Origin of the sequence: Leptotrichia wadei (assembly GCF_007990545.2) — a bacterium.
Taxonomy (GTDB): Bacteria; Fusobacteriota; Fusobacteriia; order Fusobacteriales; family Leptotrichiaceae; genus Leptotrichia; species Leptotrichia wadei.
Genome location: NZ_AP019829.2, coordinates 1,019,936 through 1,031,890 on the forward strand (window position 1 = coordinate 1,019,936; position 11,955 = coordinate 1,031,890).

Genomic DNA, 11,955 nt, shown 5'->3' on the forward strand with positions numbered 1-11,955 from the left:
ATCACAAAATTAGTGAAAATAATAATTTAATTTATGAAAAAAAATAATAATATACTTAAATTTATATTTTACTAAAGAAGCTTTTAGTGAATTTATAGAAAAAAAAATTTAAATGTATTTTTGGTGTAATGCTTGTATTTTTTTCCTGAAAATGGTATTATAATAATAAAACTGAGTTAAGATTGAGTTCAAATGAAATAGTGTTAAATATTAATATCATTTAATTTATTGAATGATTTAAGATTCGATGAGGAGGGAAGTCAAAATTGAAAAGCAGGATTGAAGAACAGAACGGAAAAGTGATAAATAGAAATGTAACTTCTAACAGGATTAAAAAAAATATGGAATTAAATGAAAATAATTTAGAAAATGAATCAAAGGTTAAAAAGGAAGAAATATTAAAAAATATGCTAAAAAATGTGGATAATGAAATAAAAAGAGAAGAAATTATACACATGTTACTGGAACAAAAAGTTTCAAAAGTCATAAAAGAAGAGGAAAGTGAAAAAAAACAGTTTTCGAATAAAGTTTTAAATTTCGTAGGAAGTGGAAAATTTATTGCTTTTATGGTGGTATTTATTTTGGTGTGGACTTTAGTAGATGTTTTTTTTCTTTTAACAGATAAATTTAATCCATATTCATTTGTCATAATGAATGTAGTTTTATCGCTTGTAGTATTAATTTTTTGTTCACTTATTGTTTTTAACCAAAATAAAAAAAAGAAAATGGATAGGAGAAAATCTGAAAATGATTATAAAGTTAATTTAAAAAATGAAATCATAATTGAAGATTTACATTACAAATTAGATGATTTAATTGAAAAACAAGATAAAATTGCAAAACGTGTTTTGGAATTGGAAAAGAAAAAAAAGGCAGCTGCTACAAAAGGAAATAAAGAGTATAAATTTATTGACATTTCAGAAGGTGAAAAGAAAAAATGAATATTTTTGATTTAAAAGATTTATCTGAAAATGAAGAAATTGTAAAAATTTTAGTTAAAAATGAGAATGTAAAAATTGAGGAAATTATTTCGACTGGGCAAGTTACAGGTTGGCAGGAATCTGATAAAAATGAATTTGTAATCTTAGTTCAGGGAAATGCTGAAATTGAGTATTATGAAAATAAAAATCTTAAAACAAATGAAAATATAATCAAAAACCAAAAAAATACTAATGATATGAAACTACAATTAGGAAAAGGAGATACAGTATTAATTAGAAAAGGAGAAAGACATAGAGTTAGTTATACAAGCAAAAATCCTTGCTGTATATGGATTTGTATCTTTTTTGAGTAGAAATTTTAGATTTAATAGTATTTTTCGTTTAAAATAGAGTTATCATAAATTATTTTTAGCATAAGAATAATTCTCTTAGCAAATGAAAAAATATTTTTTAAATGAAGTTTTAGTATAAGAAATTTAAGTAAAAAAGTGAAAGAAGGAGTAGTTATGATGTTATTTATAATATTTGCACTAGTTGTCGTTATTGCGACAGGAATTCCCTATGTGAAAAAAGGGATTGAAAATAGGAAATTAATGAAAGAATATATGGAAGAACAAGGACTTGGGAAAAATGAGGCTATTGGAAAAGTAAGAGATGCTAAAACGACGAATGATAAAGTTATTGAAGGTTTGTTTTATTTATCACTTATAGCTCTTCTAGGAGGAGGATTTTATAATATTTATTTATATAATAATGAAAATTCAGATAATATGAGTGCTCAACAGCAATCTGAAGGGACAATGGCAAATATAACAACTGATCAGAATCAAAACCAAAATCAGGATCAAAACCAACAGGATCAGAATCGACAAAATCAGGGAACACCAGTTGTTCAAAATAACATAATTTCAAACCCAAATGATGCACAAGTTCAGGAAAATGTAAAAAGGGAGCAAGCTAGGATTGATAAAATGTTTGCAGATAGTGAAAGAAATACATCAAGTTTAATGGATATGTTAAAGAAGAGTTTTGAAAAAAAAGATACGGGTGAAGGAATTAAAAATGGTGAAAAAGCTTTGGAAAATGTGAAAAAATCTAGTAATTTATTTAAAAATACAAAATGTAATCCAACTGGAGATGCTACGTTTGACAAGGAATGTCCAAAATTGCTTCAAAAGGGTAAGGAATTATATTCTTCAAAACAAATTGATGTTGAAAAAATGCTTAGTGCATTGAAGGGTATTGAAAAGAGCATAAATGATGTTAAAAATAGCGAATTAGGACAACAGGCAGTTCAAGAAGGAAATAAATTATGGGACAGTCTTATGAAAAAAGTCGATGAGTTTCAAAAAAAGTAAAATAGACTTGTTTAGTTTATGATTTGTAAAATTATTTCATATAATAAATTTTGATGGTTATAGTTTAAATATTAAAGTCTTAATAACTAAAATGATAAAAGGAATTTATTTTAACTGGTTTAAGGTAATTCCTTTTATTTTATAATAAAATTTTTGATTCTCTGTAAAATACTGGGAAATTAAAAGGTTTTTTTAGGAAAAAAAACAAAATTTTGACAAAAATGTGATGTATAATAGAAAAATAAATTAATAAGGTAATTAAATTATAAAATATTTTAAGAATAGGAGGAAATGTTATGAAAATGAAAAGTTTAGGAAATGCAGTGCTTGGAGCTTTAATTATTCTAGTTGGGCTTGTGATATTGACAGAAAGTAAGGATAATCATATTGATATAAAAATTGCAGACAAGGGAAATTTGAGTGTAAATAATGTAAAAAATGTAACAACAGTAACTGAGAAAAAAGGTTCTGGGAAAAAAGTAAAAGCTGTAGTTATTGAATTTGATAAGTCTATAAAAAATGAAAAATTATCAAAAAATGCAGTTACAGTAACTCAAAAAAATATTTCTAAAAAGAATATAGAAAATAAAAATGATGAACCGATTGTTAATACAACTGAAACAAAAGTAAATAGAGAAGTTTCTAAAATATATACAAGTGATAAGATAGATGATGAAAATGTGGAAGCAAAAGATGGAAAATATTTGTATTTGGAATTAGCTGAAGATAAAGATACTGATGATAAAGCAGCTCAAAATGATATGGAAGATTTGAAAATTTCAGTTTCACAAAGTAAAAAAAATTATTTTACGAATAATAGCAAAAGTTTTAATGTAAATAATAAATCTTAATTTCAAATATTAAATTGTAAAATAAAAAATATTTATTAAAATGGTGATTAAATGAAAAATAAAAAAATGTTATTGATTTTAGCAGCAATTGTATTTGTATTAAGCTGTTCCAATGAAAATAGTGTCGAAAAGAGCAATATAAAAAAACAGAGTGTTGTCGAAAATGCAAAAAATTCAAAAACAGAAAAGGAATATTTAAAAAGTATAAATTATTCAAATATAGCAGATAAAATGGCTCAGGATGAGATTAAGGAAAGTTTGGAAAATGCAGGGGTTGATTCTAACAATATAGATATTTTTTTCAAAAGTGTAAATTACTATAATGAAGCGACTGAAAATAAAGGTTTGATAAAGTCAGGATTTATTAATTCTAAAAATATAAATCCAATTTATGATGAAGTGGCAATACAGAAAATTTGGGACAAAAAGAATAAAAATTTTCCTGGATTTAATTGTCGGATAACAGCATTTACATTGATGAAAGATTATATAAAAATGGAAAAGCCAGCTATAAAAGCTGGGGAAATGCTTTTTATGGATATAGAATCATTTAAGAATATGCCGTTTAAGCTGTTTTCTCAAAATGAAGAGAATAAGTTTATTAATTTATTTTCAGAAATTCCAACAAAAATGACTAAAGATGTGAGAGTTCATATTGAAAATGTGAAAAATGCCTGGAAAGATCGGGGAATTAAGTTTGATAAAAATAGTAAAATATCAATGATTTCTGTATTTTTCCATTTCAATGATGACCCTGAAGAAAATATTCTGTTTATAGGACATGTTGGGATTTTAGTTCCTGAAAAAAATGGAAAGTTATTATTTATTGAAAAATTGGCATTTCAACAGCCTTATCAGGTTTTAAAATTTAATAATCGGACAGAACTTAATGACTATTTGATGAATAAATATGATACTGCATGGGGACAGCCTGTGGCTAAGCCGTTTATTATGGAAAATGATGAATTGCTGAAGGAATACAGGACTAATCCAAATAACAAATAATGGAAATTAGTAAAAGCAATTTAAATATTTAGAAAAAATAAAAAACTCGGAAAATAAGTTTATCTTCTGAGTTTTTTTGTTTTTTATATTATTTTTTTACTTTTCTTGTTTTTTTATCTTTTTTACCTTTAGAAGATTTATCTGATTTTTTACCAGAAGTTTTACCAGAAGATTTTTTTCTTCCCTTTCTGTCTCTTCTTCTGTCTGATTTTTTACCAGATTTTTCTCCACCGCCATTTCTGCTTCCTGTAGCTTCTTCAACAAGTGGTTTTGCATCTTTTTTAGAATTTAAGGCTCGCATTATGTATTCAGCTTCTTGTAATGGCACTGTTATGAAAGAGTATTTGTCCATAATTTTTACATCTTTTACTTTTCTTCCTGGAGTTTTTGCTTTTTTGTTTAACAAATCAAGTAATCTTCCAACATTGTAGCCGTCTTTACTTCCAAGAGCGATAAATAATCTTGTCTTATCATCAATTTTAACTTTTACATCTGTTATTTCATTATAGTTTTCAGGCAAGAATTCATCTTCATAAACGTGTCTTAATACAGAGGCTAGAACCTGCTTGGCATCTCTTCCATCCATAAGTCTTTGGGCAAGTTCTGAATATGCGTCAAAGTCGTTTTCCATTATAATTTCATCCACATAAGCAAGCAGTGCTTCTTTTTTAGCTTCTAAAATTTCTTCAACATTTGGAATATGTTCTCTTTTGATTTCTGTCTTTGTAATACGTTTAATTTGAGCAAGTTTGCTTGCTTCTCTTGGAGTTACGAAAGTAATTGCTACACCTTTTTGTCCGGCACGTCCTGTTCTTCCGATTCTATGAACGTAAGATTCAGCTTCTTGTGGGATAGAGTAGTTTATAACATGTGTCAGGTTGCTTACATCAATTCCACGTGCAGCAACATCTGTCGCAACTAATATTGTTAATATTTTTTTCTTGAATAAATCAAGAGCCTTTTGTCTAAGAGCTTGAGTAATATCTCCGTGAATACATTCAGCATCGTAATTTCTAGCTTTTAATTTATTTGTAACATCGTCAACTTCTGATTTTGTACGGCAAAATACGATTCCATAAAAATCTTGTTCATAGTCAAGAACTCTGCATAGTGCTTCAAACTTATCTTCTTGTTTAACTTCATAGTAAATTTGTTCAGTTAAATTAGTTGTAAGTTCTTTTTTTGCAACTTTTAGTAATTTATGTTCTGGCATAAATTTTTTAGCAATAGCCATAATTGCTTTAGGAATTGTAGCTGAGAAGAATAACATTTTTTTCTCATCGTTAGTTTTTTCTAAAATTGCTTCAATATCTTCTAAAAATCCCATATTAAGCATTTCATCAGCTTCATCCAATACGAAATAGTCTAATTGGTCAACTTTTAGGATTTTCTTTCTCATTAAATCCATAACACGCCCAGGTGTTCCAACGACAATGTCAACTCCAGACTTTAATTTTTTAATTTGGTTTTCAATAGAAGCTCCACCATAAACTGCAAGAACCTTTAAATTCTTTTCCCCTTTCAATGAATAAATTTCATCAGCGACTTGATTGGCAAGTTCTCTTGTTGGTGCTAAAATTAAAGCTCTAACTGTTTTATCCGCTTCAATTGTTTCCAAAATTGGAATACCAAATGCAGCAGTTTTTCCTGTTCCTGTTTGTGCTTGTCCTATTAAATGTGTTCTTTCCTTTAGTAATTCAGGGATTACCAGCTTTTGTATTTCACTTGGTTCCTCAAATCCTTTTTTACTCAAAGCATTAAGCATCTCTATACTTAATCCAAAATCTTCAAATTTTTGCATTATTTTTTGTTTTACCTTCCTTTTCTTTTATATTTTGATTTATACTTATTATTTTTAAAAAACTTTTTGTATATATCATTATACCATATTTTTACAGTTTTTGTACTTATTTTTAAAAATTATTTTTTATATAAAGTAACAGGAGAATTCTTTATGGATATTTTAAGAAAAAAATTAAAAATTTTTTCACTAGATTTAGAGATTATAGATGTTTTATTATAAAATATAAAATAAAAGTAAAAATTTTTAAAAAAAGACTTGCAAAATTTTCAAAAATGTATTATTATATTGTTAGCACTTAAAGATATAGAGTGCTAAGAAGATTTTAAAATAAAAAGATAAAAATGAATGACTTTAGGAGGGAAAAATGATAATTAAACCATTGGGAGAAAGAGTTTTAATAAAACAGACAGAACAGGAAGAAGTTACAAAAAGTGGAATTGTATTGCCAGGGACAGCTTCAAAGGAAAAACCGATAATTGGAGAAGTTTTGGCGATTGGTTCAAAAATTGAGGAAGTTAAAGTAGGAGATAAAGTAATTTTTGAAAAATATTCTGGAACAGAAGTTAAGGATGGGGAAGAAAGTTACTTAATTTTAGAAAAAGACAATGTTTTGGCAATTGTTGAATAATAAAAATTTTAAAAAATAAATTTTTATAGAAATTAAATGTATAAAAAAATGAGATAGACATTGTAAAACAAGTAATTTTTATTTCTTGTTAAAATAAAAATTATATTATTAAATTACGAAAGAATTTTGCAATAAAAAATTTACAAAATTTAGAAGGAGATGATAAAAAATGGGAAAAATAATAAAATTTAATGAAGATGCGAGAAAAGCACTTGAAGTGGGAGTAGATACATTAGCTGACGCTGTAAAAATTACACTTGGACCAAAAGGAAGAAATGTAGTATTAGATAGAGGATTTGGAGCACCAATGATTACAAATGATGGTGTTACAATAGCAAAAGAAATTGAACTTAAGGATCCAATCGAAAATCTTGGAGCACAAATTGTAAAAGAAGTGGCTACAAAGTCAAATGATGTGGCTGGAGACGGTACAACTACTGCAACTGTACTGGCACAGGCTTTAATCAAAGAAGGGCTGAAAATGGTAGCTTCTGGAGCAAATCCTGTATTTATAAGACGTGGAATGGAGCTTGCTTCTAAAAAAGTTATTGAAGAACTTACAAAAAGAGCTAAAAAAGTGGAATCAAATGATGAAATAGCACAAGTTGGGGCAATTTCAGCAGGAGATACGGAAATAGGACAATTAATTGCTCAGGCTATGGAAAAAGTTGGAGAATCTGGAGTTATTACAGTTGAAGAAGCACGTTCTTTGGATACAACTTTGGATGTTGTGGAAGGAATGCAATTTGATAACGGATATTTGTCACCTTACATGGTTTCAGATTCTGAAAGAATGGTTGTGGAAATGGATAATCCATTTATCTTGATTACAGATAAGAAAATTTCAAATATGAAGGAATTGTTGCCAGTTTTGGAAAAGACAGTTGAAACTGGAAGACCAATGTTAATAATTGCAGAAGATGTAGAAGGTGAAGCACTTGCAACTCTTGTTGTAAATAAACTTCGTGGAACATTGAATGTGGCTGCTGTAAAAGCTCCTGCATTTGGAGATAGAAGAAAGGCTATGTTACAAGATATTGCGATTTTAACAGGCGGAGAAGTTATTTCTGAAGAAAAAGGAATAAAACTTGAAAATGCTGATATTAGTTTATTAGGACAAGCTAAGAAAGTGAGAATTACTAAAGATAATACAGTTATCGTAGATGGATTGGGAGAAAAAGATGAAATTCAAGCAAGAATTGGACAAATTAAGAATGCAATTGCTGAAACAACTTCTGATTACGATAAGGAAAAATTACAAGAAAGACTTGCTAAATTATCAGGTGGAGTAGCTGTAATAAAAGTTGGAGCCGCAACTGAAACTGAAATGAAAGAAAGAAAATTGAGAATTGAAGATGCTTTAAATGCAACAAAAGCAGCTGTGGAAGAAGGAATTGTGCCTGGTGGAGGAACAATCTTGATTCAAATCGCAAAAGCAATTGAAGACTTTAAATTAGAAGGTGAAGAAGGGCTTGGAGTGGAAATTGTGAAAAGAGCATTATCTGCACCACTTAGACAAATTGTTATCAATGCCGGAATTGATGCAGGTGTTGTAATTGAAAAAGTAAAAAATTCTGAAAATGGAATAGGATTCGACGCTGCAAAAGAAGAATATGTAGATATGGTAAAAGCTGGAATCATTGATCCTGCCAAAGTAACTCGTTCTGCAATCCAAAATGCAGTATCAGTATCATCAGTATTATTAACAACTGAAGTTGCAGTTGGTAATGAAAAAGAAGAATCACCAGCTGATGGAATGCCAGGTGGAATGGGAATGCCAGGAATGATGTAATCTATGAAATCTAATAAAATAAGGGGTAGTCATTATAAACTACCTCTTTTTTTCTGCTATATTATTTTTTGATTTTTATTTCTTCTAAAATTGTCTTCACATTTTCTAAATTAATACTTTTTCCGCTTTCCAAGAGCTTTTCTACGATAATATCAATTTCTTTACCTTTTGCACCAGCAAAAAGTGCTAACGAACGAGCCTGTAACTTCATGTGTCCGTGCTGTATTCCAGTTGTAACAAGTGCTTTTACTGCGGCAAAGTTTTGAGCAAGCCCTACTGATGTAATAATGCTTGCCAGTGTCCTTGCGTCAGGATTTCCTAAAATATTAAATGCAGCTTTTACGCTTGGATTTAGTCCTATTGATCCACCTACACTTGCAATTGGCATTGGAAGGGTAAGTTCTCCCTTTAATTTATTTGTGCTTTCATCAAAAGTCCAAGTTGTAAGTCCTTCATATTTGCCATTTTTCACAGCGAAGGCATTTCCTCCAGCTTCAATTGCACGCCAGTCGTTCCCCGTAGCAATTACCACAGCGTCGATTCCGTTGAAAATTCCTTTATTATGCGTTGTGGCACGATAAATATCAAGTTTTGCAAATTTGCTCGCAAGTTCTATTTTTTTTGCAGTTTCAATAGACGTCTCCATTGAGCTGCTAAGAAGTTTTACATTTACTTCACATTCTGCATTTACAAGAGATTCGGTTGCATAATTTGATAAAATTGCCATTAGGCTTTTTCCGTTTGTAATATTTTCAAGCGGCATTTTTATTGCCTCAAGCATTGTATTCAAAATATTTGCTCCCATAGCCTCCTTTACATCGGCAATCAGATAAACAATTAAAAATTCATCAATATTCTTCACTTCAATATTAATTGCTCCACCGCCACGTGCTACAATCGAAGGATGGGCATCATTTGCAATTTTCAAAATTTCATTTTTATTTTCCAAAATCATTGAAATAGCATTATCAAAGTCCAAAATATCATATAATGCAACTTGCCCAATCATTTTCCTATCTAAAATTTTTGTTGTGAAACCACCAGATTTTCCTATAATTTTAGCTGCGTAACTGCACCCTGCAACAACAGAGGGTTCTTCCGTAACCATTGGCACAGCATAATCTTTTTCATCAATAACAAAGTTTGGAGCAACGCTGAATGGCAAGGCAAATGTTCCGATTCCATTTTCAGCCATTTGATTTGCAGTTTCTAGTGGCAAGTTCTCGTTTTTTTTCAGAAGTTGTTCAAATTCTTCAGTTAAAAAGCCATTATCTTTTAACATCTGTATTCGCTCAGTTCGTTCTTTTTTTTGAAAGCCAAGCCAATTTAATTTTTTTTGATTTTCCTTTTTCATATTTGAAATCAGTTCCTTTCGTTTCGGATTTATAATAAAACTCAAGCACTTAAAAAATTGTCAAATTCTAATGCTTGAGTGAAAATATAGTTTAAATTTTAAGGTTTATAGCCAGTTTTATCTTTTTCTGTTATTTTTCTGATAACTTTGCACGGTACTCCTGCGGCAATTACATTATCTGGAATATCTTTTGTAACAACACTTCCAGAGCCAATAATAGTGTTATTTCCAATTGTAACTCCTTGATTAATATGGACTCCCGCACCAATCCAGACATTATTACCTATCTTCACAGGCTTGGCATAACATCCCCCGTTTATTCTTTCTTCTGCATCAATGCTGTGATTGGAAGTATAAATTCCTACTCTTGGTCCAAAAAGAACATTATTTCCAATTTCAATTCCGCCACCGTCTAGCATCACACAGTCAAAATTTGCATAAAAGTTATTTCCTATTGAAATATTAAATCCAAATTCACATCGGAATGTTGGCTCGAAATGCACATTTTTACCAATTGATTTTAAAAGATTTTTTAGGATTGCTTCTCTTTCTGATGACGGTTTTCCAAAACTTTCATTATATTTATTTGTCAAAAAAACAGTATTTTCTCTAGCTTTTATAAGCTCTGGAGTTAAATCATTGTAAACTTTTCCAGATAAAATAAACTGTCGTTGTTCTTCTAAATTCATATTAATTAGCTCCTTTAGGATAAATTTAGTTTATTTTTTTGTAAATTCTTTTGTGATTTTCCACTTTTTCTAACACAAACGCATTATCGCTTTCCTGAATAAGTTTGCTATTTGAAAAATCACAATTTCCTTCATTATCTAAAATTATTTTTTCAAAAAATAAATTTTCATATTCATTTATTGACAATTGCTTTCTATTGTCAAAATCGTTTAATCTATCATGCCTTAGATGATTTTTAAAGCCTTCTGCAAGGGTTAGATTAAAAAATTCACAAACAGCACCGCTTCCATAACTATACATTCCAATCTTGTCGCCAGCTTTCAAGCTATCACAGTTTTCAAGTAATGAAAGCAAACTTAGATAAAGAGAGCCGGTGTAGATATTTCCAACTCGTTTTCCATAAATTATTGAAGTATGAAATTTTTCCAAAAATTTATTTTTTGTTTCTTTTTCCACGTTTTTTTCTAAAAGCGAATTAATTGCTTTTAATCCAAGTTTTGGAAATGGTAAATGAAAACAGAAAGCATCAAAGTCAGATAAATCTTGATTATATCTTTTTTTGTATTCATCAAATGTCGTTGTAAGGCAGTCGAGATACTGCTTTGTTGAAAAATGTCCGTCTACTATTGGGAAATCTGAGTAGTTGGGACGCCAGAAGTCCATAATATCACGTGTTTGACATACATTTTCATCATTTATTACAGCGATTTTTGGCTCCTTTTTTATTAACATTGCGATACTTCCTGCCCCCTGTGTAGATTCTCCAGGAGTGTTAATCCCATATTTTGCAGTATCTGAAGCAATTACGAGAACAGAAGCGTTTTCGTTCTTTTCAATATAGTTTTTAGCAAAACTTAGTGCGGCAGTGGCTCCATAGCAGGCTTCCTTTATTTCAACGGAACGTGCAAAAGGCTGAATATCCAGCAGATGATGAATAAAGACAGCAGACGCCTTACTTTGATCAACACTTGATTCTGTCCCGACAATTATCATTTCAATATTTTTTTTATCTTCTTCATCTAGAATCTGTTCAGCGGCACTGGCTCCAAGTGATACAATATCCTCTGTAACAGGTGCTACACTCATTTCACTTTGCATAAGCCCTTTCACAAATTTATTTTCATTTTCATTTCTTCCAATCGCCAAATCTCGTATATCTAAAAAATATTTTGGCATTGCAAATCCAATTTTATCTATTCCAATTTTGATCTTCTCTTTTATTTCCTTAATTCTCATAAAATTTAGCCCTTTCTTTTTAATATTTTTTGAAAGAATCATTAAGTTTAATTATTAAATGTAACTCTTATATATTGTACTATAAAAAAATTGAAATATCAACGGCTTATAAAAAAATATAACCTTAAAACTTTTAATTTTTACTAATTGTTTTTTGGTTATATTTATTTTACATAATTTAACAAAAAGATAGCAAGAAGTCTCCGACTTCTATAAGTGGGAGATGAATTGTTTTTTTTGTAAAAAAATTGAAAAAAGGATACACCTATGATACAATTTTTGTGTAAAATATTGAA

11 protein-coding genes are annotated in these 11,955 nt (G+C 29.3%); 7 read left to right on the forward strand and 4 right to left on the reverse strand.

What is annotated here, in order from left to right; translation table 11 throughout:
* The first annotated feature begins 266 nt into the window (after positions 1 to 266).
* The 5 genes from FVE73_RS04750 (at position 267) to FVE73_RS04770 (ending at position 4,155) form a co-directional block, all read left to right on the forward strand.
* A complete protein-coding gene (locus FVE73_RS04750) occupies positions 267 to 941 on the forward strand; it encodes a DUF1003 domain-containing protein (protein WP_018499639.1) in 675 nt (224 codons plus the stop codon).
* Entirely contained in the window at positions 938 to 1,294 is a 357-nt protein-coding gene (locus FVE73_RS04755) for a cupin domain-containing protein (protein WP_018499640.1), read from the forward strand. The genes FVE73_RS04750 and FVE73_RS04755 overlap by 4 nt, the downstream gene beginning before the upstream one ends.
* Positions 1,295 to 1,447: 153 nt before the next feature.
* Entirely contained in the window at positions 1,448 to 2,299 is an 852-nt protein-coding gene (locus FVE73_RS04760) for a hypothetical protein (protein ID WP_232058534.1), read from the forward strand.
* Between the two features lie 296 nt (positions 2,300 to 2,595).
* Positions 2,596 to 3,150, forward strand: a complete 555-nt coding sequence (locus FVE73_RS04765) for a hypothetical protein (RefSeq protein WP_018499642.1) — start codon at positions 2,596 to 2,598, stop codon at positions 3,148 to 3,150.
* A 51-nt stretch (positions 3,151 to 3,201) separates the two neighbouring features.
* Complete coding sequence (locus FVE73_RS04770; protein WP_018499643.1) at positions 3,202 to 4,155, forward strand: DUF4300 family protein; 954 nt, start codon at positions 3,202 to 3,204, stop codon at positions 4,153 to 4,155.
* A gap of 88 nt (positions 4,156 to 4,243) precedes the next feature.
* Here FVE73_RS04770 and FVE73_RS04775 read toward each other — a convergent pair whose 3' ends face one another.
* Positions 4,244 to 5,956, reverse strand: a complete 1,713-nt coding sequence (locus FVE73_RS04775) for a DEAD/DEAH box helicase (RefSeq protein ID WP_018499644.1) — start codon at positions 5,954 to 5,956, stop codon at positions 4,244 to 4,246.
* 367 nt (positions 5,957 to 6,323) lie between these two features.
* Between FVE73_RS04775 and FVE73_RS04780 the strand changes: the two genes are divergently transcribed.
* Both FVE73_RS04780 and groL read left to right on the forward strand, forming a co-directional pair.
* Positions 6,324 to 6,587: a co-chaperone GroES gene (locus FVE73_RS04780; protein WP_018499646.1), complete on the forward strand. Its 264-nt coding sequence runs from the start codon at positions 6,324 to 6,326 to the stop codon at positions 6,585 to 6,587.
* A 169-nt stretch (positions 6,588 to 6,756) separates the two neighbouring features.
* Positions 6,757 to 8,379 (forward strand): chaperonin GroEL, encoded by a 1,623-nt coding sequence (groL, locus tag FVE73_RS04785; protein WP_018499647.1) that lies wholly within the window; start codon positions 6,757 to 6,759, stop codon positions 8,377 to 8,379.
* A gap of 61 nt (positions 8,380 to 8,440) precedes the next feature.
* Here the strand turns inward: groL and FVE73_RS04790 are convergent, their stop codons facing one another.
* The 3 genes from FVE73_RS04790 to FVE73_RS04800 form a co-directional block, all read right to left on the reverse strand.
* A complete protein-coding gene (locus FVE73_RS04790; protein WP_018499648.1) occupies positions 8,441 to 9,733 on the reverse strand; it encodes a hydroxymethylglutaryl-CoA reductase, degradative in 1,293 nt (430 codons plus the stop codon).
* A 98-nt stretch (positions 9,734 to 9,831) separates the two neighbouring features.
* A complete protein-coding gene (locus FVE73_RS04795; protein WP_018499649.1) occupies positions 9,832 to 10,422 on the reverse strand; it encodes a sugar O-acetyltransferase in 591 nt (196 codons plus the stop codon).
* 25 nt (positions 10,423 to 10,447) lie between these two features.
* The gene (locus tag FVE73_RS04800; protein ID WP_197739262.1) at positions 10,448 to 11,659 is read right to left on the reverse strand and encodes a hydroxymethylglutaryl-CoA synthase; all 1,212 of its coding nucleotides are present in this window, start codon (positions 11,657 to 11,659) and stop codon (positions 10,448 to 10,450) included.
* Positions 11,660 to 11,955: the final 296 nt, after the last annotated feature.

Coding starts and splice junctions, on each gene's coding strand:
- FVE73_RS04755 (WP_018499640.1), top strand. CDS start 938: ATGAATATTTTTGATTTAAAAGATTTATCTGAAAATGAAGAAATTGTA.
- FVE73_RS04760 (WP_232058534.1), top strand. CDS start 1,448: ATGATGTTATTTATAATATTTGCACTAGTTGTCGTTATTGCGACAGGA.
- FVE73_RS04765 (WP_018499642.1), top strand. CDS start 2,596: ATGAAAATGAAAAGTTTAGGAAATGCAGTGCTTGGAGCTTTAATTATT.
- FVE73_RS04770 (WP_018499643.1), top strand. CDS start 3,202: ATGAAAAATAAAAAAATGTTATTGATTTTAGCAGCAATTGTATTTGTA.
- FVE73_RS04775 (WP_018499644.1), bottom strand. CDS start 5,956: ATGCAAAAATTTGAAGATTTTGGATTAAGTATAGAGATGCTTAATGCT.
- FVE73_RS04780 (WP_018499646.1), top strand. CDS start 6,324: ATGATAATTAAACCATTGGGAGAAAGAGTTTTAATAAAACAGACAGAA.
- groL (WP_018499647.1), top strand. CDS start 6,757: ATGGGAAAAATAATAAAATTTAATGAAGATGCGAGAAAAGCACTTGAA.
- FVE73_RS04790 (WP_018499648.1), bottom strand. CDS start 9,733: ATGAAAAAGGAAAATCAAAAAAAATTAAATTGGCTTGGCTTTCAAAAA.
- FVE73_RS04795 (WP_018499649.1), bottom strand. CDS start 10,422: ATGAATTTAGAAGAACAACGACAGTTTATTTTATCTGGAAAAGTTTAC.
- FVE73_RS04800 (WP_197739262.1), bottom strand. CDS start 11,659: ATGAGAATTAAGGAAATAAAAGAGAAGATCAAAATTGGAATAGATAAA.